General features: G+C 34.3%; 16 protein-coding genes. 13 read left to right on the top strand and 3 right to left on the bottom strand.

The annotated features are described in order from the left end of the window. Nucleotides 1-10 precede the first annotated feature (10 nt). From HR057_RS15205 to HR057_RS15150, 12 genes are all read left to right on the top strand, one after another. Complete coding sequence (locus HR057_RS15205; protein ID WP_173732294.1) at nucleotides 11-733, top strand: TenA family transcriptional regulator; 723 nt, start codon at nucleotides 11-13, stop codon at nucleotides 731-733. 111 nt (nucleotides 734-844) lie between these two features. After that, nucleotides 845-2,308 (top strand): aldehyde dehydrogenase family protein, encoded by a 1,464-nt coding sequence (locus tag HR057_RS15200; RefSeq protein ID WP_173732293.1) that lies wholly within the window; start codon nucleotides 845-847, stop codon nucleotides 2,306-2,308. A 33-nt stretch (nucleotides 2,309-2,341) separates the two neighbouring features. Beyond that, a complete protein-coding gene (locus HR057_RS15195) occupies nucleotides 2,342-2,821 on the top strand; it encodes a GlcG/HbpS family heme-binding protein (protein WP_173732292.1) in 480 nt (159 codons plus the stop codon). A gap of 41 nt (nucleotides 2,822-2,862) precedes the next feature. Next, nucleotides 2,863-3,459 (top strand): chromate transporter, encoded by a 597-nt coding sequence (locus tag HR057_RS15190; RefSeq protein ID WP_173732291.1) that lies wholly within the window; start codon nucleotides 2,863-2,865, stop codon nucleotides 3,457-3,459. Beyond that, nucleotides 3,456-3,986, top strand: coding sequence for a chromate transporter (locus tag HR057_RS15185; protein WP_173732290.1), 531 nt, complete (start codon nucleotides 3,456-3,458; stop codon nucleotides 3,984-3,986). The genes HR057_RS15190 and HR057_RS15185 overlap by 4 nt, the downstream gene beginning before the upstream one ends. Before the next feature lie 312 nt (nucleotides 3,987-4,298). Continuing rightward, entirely contained in the window at nucleotides 4,299-4,547 is a 249-nt protein-coding gene (locus tag HR057_RS15180; RefSeq protein ID WP_173732289.1) for a hypothetical protein, read from the top strand. A 9-nt stretch (nucleotides 4,548-4,556) separates the two neighbouring features. Beyond that, a complete protein-coding gene (locus HR057_RS15175) occupies nucleotides 4,557-6,509 on the top strand; it encodes an insertion element protein (protein WP_173732288.1) in 1,953 nt (650 codons plus the stop codon). 211 nt (nucleotides 6,510-6,720) lie between these two features. Beyond that, nucleotides 6,721-6,906 (top strand): PspC domain-containing protein, encoded by a 186-nt coding sequence (locus HR057_RS15170; protein WP_173732287.1) that lies wholly within the window; start codon nucleotides 6,721-6,723, stop codon nucleotides 6,904-6,906. Nucleotides 6,907-7,242: 336 nt separating this feature from the next. Next, entirely contained in the window at nucleotides 7,243-7,923 is a 681-nt protein-coding gene (locus tag HR057_RS15165; RefSeq protein WP_173732286.1) for a GntR family transcriptional regulator, read from the top strand. A 141-nt stretch (nucleotides 7,924-8,064) separates the two neighbouring features. Continuing rightward, nucleotides 8,065-8,424: a 2Fe-2S iron-sulfur cluster-binding protein gene (locus HR057_RS15160; RefSeq protein ID WP_173732285.1), complete on the top strand. Its 360-nt coding sequence runs from the start codon at nucleotides 8,065-8,067 to the stop codon at nucleotides 8,422-8,424. Between the two features lie 47 nt (nucleotides 8,425-8,471). Beyond that, nucleotides 8,472-8,687, top strand: a complete 216-nt coding sequence (locus tag HR057_RS15155; protein WP_173732284.1) for a hypothetical protein — start codon at nucleotides 8,472-8,474, stop codon at nucleotides 8,685-8,687. A gap of 21 nt (nucleotides 8,688-8,708) precedes the next feature. Next, nucleotides 8,709-9,197 (top strand): RidA family protein, encoded by a 489-nt coding sequence (locus HR057_RS15150; protein ID WP_173732283.1) that lies wholly within the window; start codon nucleotides 8,709-8,711, stop codon nucleotides 9,195-9,197. Nucleotides 9,198-9,870: 673 nt separating this feature from the next. Here the strand turns inward: HR057_RS15150 and menC are convergent. The 3 genes from menC to HR057_RS15135 are packed head-to-tail and all read right to left on the bottom strand — an operon-like array spanning nucleotide 9,871 to nucleotide 12,959. After that, the gene (menC, locus tag HR057_RS15145) at nucleotides 9,871-10,977 is read right to left on the bottom strand and encodes an o-succinylbenzoate synthase (protein WP_173732282.1); all 1,107 of its coding nucleotides are present in this window, start codon (nucleotides 10,975-10,977) and stop codon (nucleotides 9,871-9,873) included. 3 nt (nucleotides 10,978-10,980) lie between these two features. Then, nucleotides 10,981-11,817 (bottom strand): GNAT family N-acetyltransferase, encoded by an 837-nt coding sequence (locus HR057_RS15140; RefSeq protein ID WP_173732281.1) that lies wholly within the window; start codon nucleotides 11,815-11,817, stop codon nucleotides 10,981-10,983. A gap of 11 nt (nucleotides 11,818-11,828) precedes the next feature. Continuing rightward, nucleotides 11,829-12,959 (bottom strand): M20 peptidase aminoacylase family protein, encoded by a 1,131-nt coding sequence (locus HR057_RS15135; protein ID WP_173732280.1) that lies wholly within the window; start codon nucleotides 12,957-12,959, stop codon nucleotides 11,829-11,831. 587 nt (nucleotides 12,960-13,546) lie between these two features. Here HR057_RS15135 and HR057_RS15130 point away from each other — a divergent pair. Continuing rightward, nucleotides 13,547-15,676: a tetratricopeptide repeat protein gene (locus tag HR057_RS15130; RefSeq protein ID WP_173732279.1), complete on the top strand. Its 2,130-nt coding sequence runs from the start codon at nucleotides 13,547-13,549 to the stop codon at nucleotides 15,674-15,676. Nucleotides 15,677-15,906 lie beyond the last annotated feature (230 nt).

The raw sequence follows: 15,906 nt of genomic DNA, 5'->3' as shown, positions 1-15,906 counted from the left end.
GGATTTTAAAATGGCACAATTATTATCTAAGGATGAATTCAGAAAAGCATTGGAAGATGCGATTAAAGGAAATCATAGTCAAAGAGCTCCATTCACAATTGCATGGGCTGAAGGAAAACTTGAAAGAAAGCACTTTGCTAGATGGGCTGAAAACCACTATCACTATGTTGGACCATTCGCTGATTACTTAGCATATATTTACGCAAATATTCCTGAAAAATATACAGATGCAAAAGATTTCACTTTACAAAATATGTATGAAGAAGAGATTGCAGGAGATCGTCATACTGACCTATTAATTCGATTCGCTGAAGCTTGTGGTACTACTAGAGAAAGAGTTGAAGATCCTCGTAATATGGCGCCGACTACACTTGGTTTGCAAAGCTGGTGCTATGCTGTCGCACAAAGAGAAAATTTCGTTGTAGCAACCGCAGCACTTGTAGTTGGATTAGAATCTCAAGTTCCAGATATTTACCGGAAACAAACACCAGCATTGCGTGACATTTATGGATTTACTGATGAAGAAATTGAGTTCTTTGATCTTCACATTGTATCAGACGAAATTCATGGTGAGCGCGGCTATAAGATTGTACTTGAATGCGCAGATACTCCAGAGTTACAACAAGCTTGCATTGAAGCAGTTCGCACCGCAGCTAAAATGCGCCGTATGTATATGGATGGTTTATGGAAAACATATTTAGAAGAAGACTTGGGCTCTTTAATTAAAGCTTAATCTAAATGAAAAATTCTGAAAATAATTAGATTATGAAATATTCAGGCAGTTTCTATTATAGAAGCTGCCCCATTTATTCATTTAAATTTGTATGTGGAGAGGAGGATCCGTTTGCTAACAACAAAAGTTGAAACGTATAAAAATTATATTAACGGAAGTTGGGTAAATGCGAGCAGTCAAAAAACTTTCACTAGCATCAATCCTTCAAATAAAAACGATATTGTTGGCATTTTTCAAGCCTCCACTGAGGTGGATGTTAGAGAGGCGATTGAAGCCGCTCAGAATGCTTTTCCGGAATGGTCTAAAACTTCACCATCAAAGCGTGCTTCAATTTTACTAAAAGCAGCGGATATTATAGAAAGCCGTCTTGAACAGATTGCAAGTGAATTAACTAGGGAAGAAGGGAAGACGATTGGAGCGAGTAGAGGAGAAGTCAGCCGCTCGGTACAAACCCTTCGTTATTATGCTTTTTCAGGGCAGAACGTAACTGGAAGTACATTCGTAAATGATGATCCTTCTATGAAAGTGACTTCCGAAAGGGAACCACTTGGAGTCGTTTCAGTAATTACACCGTGGAATTTCCCTTTATCAATTCCAGCAAGAAAAATTGCGCCTGCATTGATTACAGGGAATACAGTAGTTTTTAAACCATCTTCTGATACCCCTCTTATCGCCTATCGTTTAGTAGAGGCTTTACATGAAGCTGGTATACCAAAAGGGGTTATTAATTTTGTTACTGGCTCTTCAAAAGATGTCGGAAATTTATTAATTACTCATCCTGCCATCCGTGCTGTCACATTTACTGGTTCTACTAGTGCAGGAGAGGAAATTCATCGCCAAGTTTCGTTTACGACTAGAACTCAAATGGAACTAGGAGGAAAAAACCCAATCGTCATTATGGAGGATGCTGATATAGAGTTGGCAGCAACTCTTACCGTGAATGGCGGTTTTTCTTTAACAGGTCAAGCTTGTACAGGAACAAGCCGAGTAATTGTCATAAAGGAAGTTAAGGAACGATTTATAAATGCGTTAGTGGAGAAAACGAAAGCATTAAAAATTGGTGATGGTTTTGAAGAGGGGGTTACAATTGGTCCTTTAGCAAACGAAAGACAGCTCCGTAATGTGTTGAAGTATATTGAAATTGGGAAAAAGGAAGGAGCTACCCTCATATATGGCGGACAGCAGCTAACGGAAGGAAAATATAAAGATGGTTATTATGTAGTTCCGGCCATATTTACAGATGTAAAAAATGATATGAAAATCGCACAGGAAGAAATATTTGGTCCAGTTATTGCAGTCATAGAAGCAAATGATTATGAAGAAGCTATTAAACTTGCGAATAACGTTGAATATGGATTATCTGCATCCATAGTTACAAATAACATAAAATACGCTCATCAATTTACAAAAGATATTCAAGCTGGAACTGTGAAAGTCAACCGTACAACTACAGGCAACCTTGTGAATGCACCATTTGGTGGCTTAAAAAATTCTAGTACATCTACTTATAGAGAGTCAGGGATGGAAGGGTTGGACTTTTTCACACAAACGAAGACTGTTTATATCGGTTATTAATCATTCAAAAGATAAAAATGGAGGGAGCTTTCAATGAAGCAAACTTTAAAATTAGAGTTGAAAGAAGCAAAAATTATGATTGAGGCAGCAAAGAAAAAAGCAGAAGAGATCAATGTTTTAGAAACGATTGCTATTAGTGATGATGGTGGAAATTTAATTGCATTGGAACGAATGGATGGGGCCCGCATCACTGGACCTGAAATTGCAATTGCGAAAGCTTATACAGCTGCAGGTCATAAACGGTCTACACATCTATTTAACAAAGAACCAAATGGACCTGCACTTCCTGGGAATGAAGCGTTCGGTATTAATCAAATGATCCCGGGAAAATTCGCAATTTTTGTTGGTGGATTTCCGATTGTAGCTAATGGAGAAGTTGTTGGCGGGATCGGTATTAGCGGAGGTAATGGTGAACAAGACACTGCTGTTGGAGTGGCGGCATTACAAGCATTAAAGGAAAGTTTAAGTGAACAAGGAATAGAAATCATTACGGATCCTGATATAAAAAAATAAGAGAAGCTACTAGTTTCTATTGTTTATGAAAGAGGTGCTTTATGGGTCACTTACGAGATTTAACCATCGGTTTTGCAAGGACAGGACTGACGGGATATGGCGGTGGACCTTCAACGATTCCTTTAATAGAGTATGAAGCAGTGAAAAGGTACCGCTGGATGACAGAGGATGAATTTGGGGAAACTTTAGCCCTTGCAAATACATTACCGGGCCCTATTGCAACGAAAATGGCAGCTTACATTGGTTATAAAGTGAAAGGTACTGTAGGAGCTATTGTCGCGATTTTAGCACATATACTGCCTACAATTTTCGGAATGCTTTTCTTGCTTGGTATCTTATATAGCTATAAAGATGCTCCTTTTGTAAAGGGGATGGTTCTTGGGGTTGCTCCGATTATTGCTGTGATGTTAGTGGAAATGTGTTATAAATTTTTTGTTAAAGGGAACAAAGGTTTAGGAATTTATACAAATGTCATCTTGTGTATTGCATCATTGATCGTACTTACCCTATTAAATATTCACCCGGGAATTGTTATTGCAGTATTTTTGATATTTGCGTTTTTCATTGCTACCTATAAACAAAAATCAAACTCTTCTGGTTCGATTGTAAATGATACGAAGAAGAGGGAAAGCGTATGATTTATTGGGATATTTTTGTTGCCTTTTTTATTGCTAATCTTTTAGGGTATGGCGGAGGTCCGTCTACAATTCCATTAATTCAAAATGAGGTCGTCAATCATTATGAGTGGATGACCCTTCAGGAATTTGGGGATTTATTTGCAATTGCAAATGTACTACCAGGGCCTATTGCAACGAAAATGGGAGGATATATTGGCTATCAAGTAGGCGGTGTCTTGGGAGCTATTATTGCTTTGACAGCAACGGTCCTTCCCTCTGCAGTTGCCGTCATACTTCTCTATAAATTTGTTACTTTATTTAAAAATTCGCCGCAAGTATCATTAATGACGAAAGCAGTACAGCCAATAATTGCTATTTTATTAGGTATTTTAGCATATCAATTTTTCAGCTCTTCTTTTGAAACAATTGGCGTTTTTCATTTATTATTCCTAACACTTTTAGGATTTTTATTGATGTATAAATTAAAAATTCATCCTGCTTTAGTGATTGTTATCGGTTTATTTTATGGTGGTATTTTTCTGTCTTGAAGAATTAAAATAAATTCTTCCCCTCTATCGTTAAGATATACAAAAAAATAAATAAAATGCGACCAAGTTACCATAAGACGTTCCCTTTTGAATCACAAAAATTAAATTCACAACACAAATAAGGTACGAAATCGCAATGATTTTCGTACCTTATTTTTTATTGATTTATCAATGTTTTTGGCTATTTAGCATATTAAATCGCAATCTAAATCACAATGTAATTTTAAGAGCGGGAATAGATGTTCCCACTATGGAAAATACTATGTTAAAATGGATGTGAATTAATATGTCGAAATGGGAGGTTTGAGCTACATGACAAAACCATTAGAGTTCATCAAACCCAAAAATAAAAATGCTAAAGAGGTAAATTGGAAAATTTCTGAACGAACCAGAGCTATTGTTTCTTATTACGCAGAATACTGCGAATACACCGAAGAAGAGGTCGTAGATGAATTCCTTCAACGGAACTTGCTAAAAGATGACCAATTTATCGAATGGGTAAAATCCCTCCGTAATAATAAGCGTATGTTGAAAGCCATTGGAATAGAAGAAAATGAGTAGGTGATTACTTTGTCCAAGTTGAAACAGCTACTTCCGAAATATCAAGATAAAGTTGAAATTACTTGCCCTGTCAGTGATGATGAAATACTGGATAGGCAATTACAATATCCACTCCTTGCTCCTATGAAGTTTGCTAAACGGTATCATAACCATTTGTACGAACCTGTTTCGTTTTCATTAAACGGTCATGAATATAAGATTCAATACAATCACTGTGCGAATCCATTTTGCGAGTCTTTTGGCTTACAACAGGAACGGTTTGAAAAGGTAAAACACAAACCCTATCGTTACAAGTTACAAGGGGCGAAAAATAGAAGGGCAAAATATATTGTGTGTAATGACCTTCCTATCGTCACAAAATTGCCAAAAGCAACGCTTAATTGCACCACAAATACTTTTTCTAATTGGGCGGTTACAGAGGAAATCAAACGTCTTACGGAGCTTCAAGCTGTCGTTGAAGTAGAACCAGAATATACTTTTCATAAAGATGACTGTAAGTATAATGGGACAACTCCTTTCAACGAAAAATCCTATTTTTACAAAAGAGGAAAAAGTAAAAGTAATTCACAAAAATATCAATGCAAGGAATGTAAAAAATACACCAATGTGTTACCGATTAAAAGAGAATCAACTACCTATCATCAAAAACGAAACGATATACTTCCTCTCTTTTCCAAGCTATTGCTCAATAAAACTTCGGTCAGAAGAACCTGTGATATGTTGGAGATTGGCATGAAAACCTATTACACCAAACTGGAATGGCTTTATCGCTGTTGTTTGGAATTTTTGGACAAACATGAAACTAAAGGCTTTCAAGATAAAGTCTTTAATGAAATCTGGTTGAATACAGATAAAATGCAATATAATCTAAACAACATTCGGAGAAAAGGCAAAGGCAGTTTTGATACCTCCTTTACGGATGACTCTGCTTTACAAACCCATGTGGTCATAACCGCAGATGTTCATTCTCGATATGTGTTCCGAAGCGATGTCGCCTATGATTGGGACTTTGATATTGAGCAATTAGAGGAAGATACACTACTATATCGAGAAGACCATCTGGATTCATTTTGTCGGAAAAATGACCGTTTCCGATTGTCTTATTATCCGCAAGAGCCAACAAAAGAGGATGACCAAACCTATCCTGAATATGTAGAGGAACTATCGAAAATTAAGAACCGAAATAAGCTGATTAAGGGGATGCATATTAATTCCACCTATACCTCACTTGCACATTTTTGGTTAATAAAACAATTAGTACAGGCAAAGGAATGGCGATTTGTAACTGATGATGATTCTTCACTTGCAACTGCCATCTATCGTGTATTTTCGGATGATATACGACTATACAATGCCCATCATTTTGTAAGTAAGATGGATAAGACAAAATCATCAAAGCAAAAGTATGAGGACTATATAGAGGCAAAGCGATTTTTAACAGATTGGGGAAATTCACATGGATATTCAACAAGGTCTCTTTATACCTTAGCAGAGCAATATTTACAAGAAAGGCTACAAACCCATCACTTCTGTAAAGATGTTGATTTCCCTCACAAAAGAGCTACTGTATGGCTGAACAATCCATTAGAACATCCATTGTGTCCGAGGGATAAAGGAAGCTATACGGTTGATTGTCGAACAGATGTAAGTGGTTTGGATGCTCATGAATTAGCGTCTGCCATCATGAATGTGAATGACCATGCCACGAATAGCTTTATTCAACAGATTCGTAGACGCATTTCCATACTGGAACGCCCTTTAGTAACAGCCACAGGACAAGGAAAAAGCTATATTTATGCAAACTTTAATCCAAAGTATGCACAGTACGCTTTAACGATTTTAAGAACGTATTACAACTTCTGCCTTCCGTTCGGTAGAGGCGATAAGAAGGAAACTCCTGCACAGAGAATTGGTTTAACCGATAAAGTCTTTAACATGAAGGACATTATTTATATGAAATAACAATTGGATTCCAGTAAACTATGTTCACATACTGTTATTATTTCCGAATAATTATCTATGATAAAATAAACAGTATAAGGCAGGTGTTTCATGAATTGCAGAATACCTTTTTATGAAACTTTTTGTCGAACTATTTCGTATATAATGTGAAATAGGAAAAAATATATGTTAGAACTTTTAATAAAATAATTAACTTAAAGGGGGAGAGTATATGTTGCAAAAATTAACAAAATCATCATCTGATAAAGTCTTTTTGGGTATATGTGGCGGAATGGCAAATTTATTGGGTATATCTTCTTTTATTGTAAGGCTAATTTTCCTTTTCACTTTCTCTGTTTCTATTTGGGTTTATGTACTTCTTGCTTGGGAATTAAAAAATAAACCACCATTATTATGAATTTCTTTCTCGGCTAACAGGGCGTTTCTGGAACAATCAGGAACGCCTTTTTATTTTTTAAAAGGTTAGGAGGGATTTGCCTTTTGTTTAAAAGGTTAGAGTTTCGTTCATTAAATATTACAAGGTCAGAAAATAAAGAAAAAGCATGAACCATTCCATATGTGAATGTTCATGCTTTTTCTTTTGTTAATTACATTGTTTTTTTACATTTTGTGATTCAAAAGGGAACGTCTTAAAGTTACCACTTGGTCTTTTTTTTTATTAGTAATTGAGAGGCATTTTGTGGTAAGATAATGGTATACAAAATTATTTTGAGATATAAAGAAGGTGAAGCTTTTGCATGAAAAATGGGCTATTGATGATTTACTATCAATTCGGGAACGAGCTTATTATTATTTAAAATCGCTAATATTAAATGGGGAGTTAAAACCTGGTGATCGATTAATTGAGCGAGAATTGGCTACTAAATTAAATATTAGCCGTACTCCTATTCGTGAGGCATTGTTCAGATTAGAATCACAAGGATTTGTAAAAACAGTGCCTAGAAAAGGAGTTATTGTTTCAAATATTTCTAGCGAAGAAGTTGTCGAAGTATTCAATATTTTATCCTCTTTAGAAGTTTTAGCAGCAAAATTAGCTGCTGAGCGGATGGATGAAAATACTCAAAAAATACTTGATGAAAAAATTGCTGAGTTAGAAGCTTTTTTGAATAGTGAGCAAAAGGATTACGAAAAAATTCACATTGATATGAATATGGTTTTATATAAGGCTTCTAAAAGCCCGAAATTGTTTGAAATATTATCTGGTTTAACAGATTATATTCAAATGTCGGCCAATATGGGGTATGAAACTCCGGGAAGAAAAGAGCAAGCTATGAAGGAACATTTAGAAATTATGAAAGCTTTACGTAAGCGGGATGTGGAAATGGCTGCATTGCTTACAAAACTTCATATTGAAAATTCAAAAAGGGCTTACATCGCTTCGATCGAAAAGCTGAAGGAAAAAGAAACGAAGTAACAGGTCATAATTTACACCTGCTGCTTCGTTTCTTTTTTAAAAGTTTTTTAAACTTTATATATTATTTTATATATTTTGTATTGTCTGAAAAATTTAAATATGGTATACTGTATACCAAGAAGATGAGAGGAGGAAAAAGAAATGCCTAAAATTTATTATTTAACAAGTGGAAAGACTTTTGAAGTGCCAGATAACTCAAATATTTTAAGAATGTCTTTAAGATATGATGGTGATCTTCCTAATAGATGTGGTGGAGGAATTTGCGGAAGCTGTGTATGCAAGATTGAAGAAGGTGCAGAGTTTTTAGATAAAGTTAAAAAGCAAGAACGCAGAAAGCTCGGTGAGGAGTTATTAAGCCAAGGATACCGTCTAGGCTGCCAGACATTCGTTAGTGGTGGTGATGTTAAAATTTCTTGGACAGAAGAGATTACAAACTTTGTAAAAAAACGTAAGCCAGACAAACTCGAAAAAGAAGAACCAACTACAGTTTTGAAAAGGTGACAGATAAAAGTCTGTCACCTAAATATTAAAAGGACGAGGTGGTGTAAATGTGGGTATGTAAAAATCATATTACGTATGCTTTAAAGTTAGTGAATGCTCCTCATGTAAAAAAAGTTACTATGGATATAACCTGTTCTTTTTGTGATGAAAAAGCTGTTGTGAAAATGTATTACTCCCACAAACCAATCAAGAAAAGCGTCCGGTATACATTGAAAAGTACAAATAAAAAAGAAGAAGTAAAAACTCCATCCATGTTAACATAATAAGATAAGGATTGATCAAAAATGAAAACGCAATCATTTGATGTAGAAGCTATACTAAAAGAAAAGGGATTATCATTACCAAAACCCCCAAAACCATCTGGTAATTACTTATTTTTAAATCAAGTAGGAAATATTGTGTATGTAAGTGGGATCACCTGTAAATTCAATGGTGAAATGGTATACAAAGGTAAAGTTGGAATAGATTTATCAATACAAGAGGGATATGAGGCTTCTAGAATTACAACATTAAATCACTTAAGTATTTTGAAAGATTATCTAAAAGATTTTAATAAAATAGAAAAGATTGTTAAAATTACTGGATATGTAAACTGTGACCCATCATTTGCTCAAGTTCCTGATGTAATCAATGGCTCATCTGATTTATTGATAGAAATTTTTGGTGAAAAAGGAAAACATGCAAGATGTGCTGTTGGAGTCGCCTCATTACCTGGAAATGCTGCTGTTGAAACAGATATGATTGTTTTACTGAAGGATGAAAAAGAAAATTAATATGGTCCAAGTGATACAAAATATTAATATGTTTTTAGAAAGAAAAAAATACATAGTATTGCAGAACAAAGTACAAACAGTTGCAATTTGAATTACTGGAGCTTCAGGTTTAGTTCCCAAGCTAGAAGAAGAAAGTTTTAAGGGGACGAGTCACCATACGAAAAAAGCTCCACATAAAATTGTTTGAGAGTTACTTTTCTGCAAAACTATGTATTTTTATTTTTTCATTAATTTAATTAAGAAAAATAAATGAGTAACAGATATAATATTTAAAAAATATATTAACAATATAAAGAATTTTTTATATAAATAGGCATATTTCCAAACTGTTAGATCAATGACCTTTATAAATTTGAAGAGGGGGAATCGATCGATGGATAGATGTGTAAATTGCGGGATTGAATTATCCAGAATGGAGAGAAATAGAACGGAATGTTGGGAATGCCAAGTCCGAGCATATGAAGCATATGAGGAAGATCAACAACATTAATAAAAAGAAAATGAAGAAACTTAGCCCTTGATGACGAACAAAGGCTCTTCCTATAGAAGGACATAGTGGATGTCTATGGTTAGATAACATCAAGGGCTTTTTCGTATTTTAAAAGATGTTTTATAGACTGGATAAAGGTATAACAACATCCATTTTGAAAGGAACTGGACATCCTAAATGATTTTATTTGTACGTCTTTTTATAAGTTGTAAGTTTTTCGATGTAATCAAGATTTGGTGTATAACCAATTCCGATTCTTTCTGGTACTGTAATGAACCCGTTATTTACGGTCACTTCAGGTTCAATAATATCCTGTTCCCAGTACCGTGATGATGCTGCTGTATCTCCAGGCAATGTAAAATTTGATAAAGTAGTTAGGGCAATGTTATGGGCACGTCCAATTCCAGCTTCAAGCATGCCACCGCACCAAACAGGGATATTTTTCTCTTTACATAAGTCATGAATTTTTTTTGATTCAGTTAATCCTCCGACCCGCCCGATTTTAATATTGATCACTTTACAACTCCCAAGTTCAATAGCTTTTCTAGCATCTTCAAAGGAATGAATGCTTTCATCTAGACAAATTGGTGTTTTTAATTCTTTTTGTAATTTGGCGTGGTCGATAATATCATCATAAGCGAGCGGTTGTTCAATCATCAATAAATCAAAAGCATCAAGTTGTTTTAATAATTCAATGTCTTCCAATCTGTATGCAGAATTTGCATCTGCCATCAATGGGGTTGTTGGAAACTTATTGCGAATCGCTTTTAAACAATCTATGTCCCACCCTGGTTTGATCTTCACTTTGATACGTTGATACCCCTCACTTAAATACCTTTCAATTAGGTCTAGAAGTTCATCAATACTATTTTGGATGCCAATACTTACTCCAACTGCGATTTCTTTTTTTTCTCCTCCTAAGGCTTTATAAAGCGGTATTTGTTCAAGTTTTGCATAAAGGTCCCATACAGCGCCTTCTAAAGCGGCCTTTGCCATGTTGTTTCCACGAATTGGGGAGAAAAGCTTTGACACATCATCAGGATGGTTAATTTCATTTTTTAATAGTAATGGGATGAGGAACTCTTCCATGATATGCCAATTTGTTTGAACCGTTTCTTCATTATATAAAGGTGCATAAAAAGCGACAGATTCCCCCCAGCCTGATATACCATCAATACTTTTTGTTTCTACTAAAATAAAATCTTTGTCTTCTATTGAACCGAAACTTGTTACAAAAGAAAAGTTCATTTTCATGCGCAATAGGCGAAGTGTAATTTCTTGAATTTTCATTTATTACCAGATCCTTTCGTTTCCTAGTTTTAATGTATTTCTTTTTACAAGAACGTAGTAATTGACTGGTGAAGAAGTATTTTGAAGAAGTTCTACAGCTGCGTACCCTTCTTGAAAAACTCTCTGAAAAATTTTTCTTGTTTTTGTTCTCCAATCAACAGCTAAAGGAAATGCTTCTTTTTTTATTCTTTGAAAATTACTTGGAATCGGTACGAGCAACGGATTTTCTTTATCAAGTAATGAAAAATTTTCTTTCATTAAAAAAGGATGACCACTTTCATCTAAATCCCACTCAACGAGGAGTTTGTATTCATCTTTGTGCCACCAGGGATCTTCTGTCAAATGTTCACTTTGGATCCACCATTCGACTTGGAATCGATCGGATGGCAAACCTTGGTTAAGATTATCTTCCATATCACCATAACAGTTTTCAATGTATGTACTGCAAATGGCTTTTAATTTTGATAGATTTAAATAACCATTTACGCTTTCCAAAGGATCATATGTCCATGTAATTAGGTCATAGCCTTTTTTGATTGCTTCTTCTTTTTGTGCTTCTTTTAAAGCAGCTCCAATCCCTTGACTTCGGTAGTCCGGATGGATTCCAAGTACATGTGAGCATAGATATGTTTTTTTGTTCGAAAATCCTGCGAATCCATAACTGAATCCGATTAGTTTGTCATCGTCATATGCACCTAATATGATCCCACCATTTTTTGCAGCTGTTATAGTTTGGTGTGTAGGGATCGGTTCTGAATTCCAAATGAATGTTTCTAACGCTTGCATTTCTTCAAGTTGCTGGATGGTAAGAAGAGGTGAAATAGTATAGCATTTTGTCATGGTCGATTACCTCAATTCTGTTTATATTTAAAAGTATTCATAATTGCTCTCGTTAAAATTTCGATACCTTGGAGCAATGCTTGTTGATTAAATGTCATATTTGGATGGTGAAGACCAGGTGTTAAATTGCAGCCGAGTCCTAGCATCGTCGCTTTTAGATGTGGTCGTTTGAATGTATAAAAATGAAAATCTTCTCCTCCTGTAGATTTGATTGGTTCTGCAAGATTTTCCTTGCCAATCGTTTCTATTATTGCTAATTCCATCATGTTCTGTGCTTCATGATTGACTATTGCTGCAGCTGTTTGGGCTTCTGTAATTAAAGGAATATCGACTTCATACAAATTGGAAATGGCATTTACTATTTTTTCAATTTTATTCGTCAAGTGTTCCATCATTTCATTTGTTTCAGCGCGTAAATCTAAAGAAAACTCTGCCCGTCCAGGGATAATATTGCTGCTTTCACAGCCTGCATGGAATTTTGTCATTTTTGCTGAGTAAGAAACTGTTGGGTCGAGATGTATTTTAGATATTTCATTGATGAGAGTTGCGCCAATTTCGATTGCATTTTTTCCAAGATGCGGCCTTGCCCCATGAGAATCTTCTCCTAAAATTTTTCCGGAAATAAATTTGGCTGCTCCATGGTGAATGCTAGGGGAGGCTTGTCCATCCCTTAACTCTTGAATAGGACGAAGATGTACACCAAATAAAAAATCGATATCATCTATGATTCCTTTTTCAATCATAGCCAAAGCACCAGTTCCTTTTTCTTCGGCTGGCTGAAATATAAATTTTAGTTTTCCTTTTACCTTTAAGTTCAATTTTTTCAGCAACAGCATTGTACCTATAACCATCGTCATATGGGCATCATGTCCGCATGAATGAATCGCTTTGTATGTTCCATCTACTTCCTGCCAAAGTGCATCAATATCAGTTCTTAGACCTACACAAAGATCTCCATCACCTTCTTCAACAAAAAGCCCTGTACAATCATCAAAGGTTTGGGGATTATAGCCATGTTCAATTAATAGTTGTTTAATATATTCGGTTGTTTTAACTTCTTTCCAACCAACTTCAGGATTTTGATGAAGGTGATTAAAAATTTGATTAATGGTTGGTTTTAATTCTTCAATAGCTGCTTTCAATTTTCATTCCTTCTTTCGTCACAGGTGATTAAGAGCCAATGAATTCGTATTTTTTTCATGCCATTTTTTTGCATTTTAATTATAGATGATATAAGTAATAAAGAGATTGTGGGTCTTCAATTAACAATTTAACAACTTTTTGGCGTTGTTTCAAAAGGTTAAAGTAACTTTTTTCCTATTGGATAGTTACATATTAATAAACTGACTTAAAAGACTGGAGGATTCTTACATTTTTTATCAAATTATAAAAATTAATGGATAATAAAATGTTGAGTAAAAAGAGAAGAGAATAAGTTGGAAGAATCATTGACCAAATTTTTTAATAGCGATTCTAAATGAAACTTGAAGTGAGTTATATGTTGTTTTTTATAGAATAAAAATAGAAAAGGAGCTGAAATTGAAAAAATATAGTACACATGGTTTTAAACAGATAAAATGGACCTAAAGAAATTCAAAATATGATGCATATATTTATCTATCAATCATTTTCCCCACATAAAAACTGATATTTAATCGATTACTTTAGTATTGGTGCATTGCTATCGTATCACGATCACCAAAGAATCAATTACAATTGGAGGGTTATGATGTCGATAGAGGAAAAATTATTGAGTAAGTCTTTTTACCAAACGCTTATTGACGGTACGAAAGAAGGACATCCAACCGAGATTTTAGGTAAAATGTACATGATTGAAAAACAAAAGGAGATTCCTGATTTTTCATCCATTCGCTTTGCACAAGGAGAGCTCTATTTTTTACACAAAGATTTTGAAGCAGCAATTTTTAAGTGGGAAAATGTTTCTTGCATAGATTTAAAACCATGGGCACAAAAAAATATTGCAGATGCCCATGTTCAATTGGATTTGTTAGAACTTGCAGAAGATATCTATAAGGAAGTAAAAACAGATTCGATTGTATTAAAAATGGAAGTCCTCATGCAGTTATTTGATTTATATAAGAAACTAAACAAACGAGAACAAGCGACGGAGGCTATTAAGAATGCTGTAAACCTACTACCGGACTACAATTTTGTGACAGAGGATGCACGGCAGTTTTTCGAGGAATCCGAAGATTGGAGTAATGCAGTTGAACTTGCAGTGAAAGAGGCGCTTCGTACAAAATCCCTTTCATGGTTTGGACTTTTACAAAAATATGTTGAAGAAGATCGGACTGCTCATTTAAAACCTTGTTATTTTAATGAAGTTTTAAAGACTTTATATGAAATTGATCTGTTTCGTTTTGAAAGTTTGGTTGCTAGTTTGTGGAAATATTATAAACATAGAATAGAGTATATTTTATGGTTAAAAGAGATCAACGCTCTTTTCTTGAACAACAACTTGGAAGGTACTTATAAATGGAAGACGTTGCCTAACTTGTTTAAAGAAGCATTTGATGAGTTGACAAGTGGGAAATATATCATAAACAACATTTCTGAAATCATTCCAAGTCTTCTTACCAATTGGATGAAAATTTCTTCAGATGATTATTCTTCTTCATATTGTTCGGCTGCAATTATATTGTGGAATAGTATGTTCCCAAGTCAGCTAGATGCAAATATTGTTCAGAAGGCTGAAAATGTTCTAAACGAAGTCCGTTGTCAAAAAAATAAAATTATCCAAGATGGCTCAAATTTATTACAATTAATTGAAAAATGGGCAGTTCAGGAAGGATTCATTGAGGACCATTCTTTTATTGAAGAGACTAATTTCATGGTGGAACAGGAAGTAGAGGATAACCAATCTTATATCTTCTTTAAAATTAAAAAGGCAATTGACTTTTTGAAAGAAAAAAAGAAAATATCAGAAAGGACATTTGTTGAAAAAATAAATTGGAATGATGAACTTCTTGCTAAGCTAAACGGCATTCAACACCAACTGAAAGATATGGAAGAGGAAAAAATTGATGTTATCAAAACAACATTCAATGAAATGAAAAATCAACTTCAAGAAAAGTATTTGGAACAAATCACTACACTGCTTCGAAGTTGTGCCGATATCGTTAAAGAGAATAGTGATTTTGGGAACCTTCTTATTGAATTAGAGGAAGAAATGAATGGCCGAGTTGTTGAATTTATGGAAAATTCAGCTAAGGACCAATTTATGATTGAAGCACAAAAATGGATGGATATATGCCAAAAAGAGTTAAATGACAGTCAATGCTATTTAGATGAAATTAAAAATAGTCTTCATCAACTTTATGGTATTGAGGAAGAAATTACCTTTATTTGTGACTTTAAAGTGTTGGATGATTGGAAAAGAGATATCAACCGGATGGTAAGAGGAATTGCTGTTGTTGAAAATTTGAATATATTGAAGAGTAATATGCCTACTCGATTATTATTAACTAGTGTTGGAAAACTGTTTGGTCCGATTTCAAAACATAAAGACAAACTGCAAAACATGTATAAAAAATTAATTGAAAATACCGATTACAGTCCAATTGTGCAAACGATAGTAAGACCGTTTTTCCAGCAATTAGAGTATTTTGAAAGATCGATAGAACGTGATATTCAAATGTTTTTTGCAACACCGTTTGATGAACTTAGATTGGCGAGTAGGAAGGCGCAAGAAAATTTAGAAAAGTATAAAGAAGATTTAATATTTATGGAAGAAAATCCGGAAATATACCGTGATCCATTGATTCTATTTGAACTAAAGCACCGTCAATATGAGCTTATGTACAACAGAGATCAATTGATTCATAATAAAGTCCAATAGATTTTGCAACATACAGCCCCCAGTAAACGAAATTGTTAATTACTGGGGTTTTTATTATAATAATAGTATAAATATTTTGTAATTTTAGAGTTTTGTATTAACTTGGAAAGGACGCTTTCGTAATGGACTTGCTTTTAGTCGTATTACCAGCATTTCTAATATTTGGAACAGGGTATATTGGTCAAAAAGTGCTGAAATTAAATATAAAAACGATATCAACGATGTCACTT

The organism is Calidifontibacillus erzurumensis (genome assembly GCF_013303125.1).
GTDB classification, from domain to species: Bacteria; Bacillota; Bacilli; order Bacillales; family Bacillaceae_J; genus Calidifontibacillus; species Calidifontibacillus erzurumensis.
The sequence above is the reverse complement of the archived record's forward strand: the minus strand, read 5'-3'. Positions and strand labels throughout refer to the sequence as shown.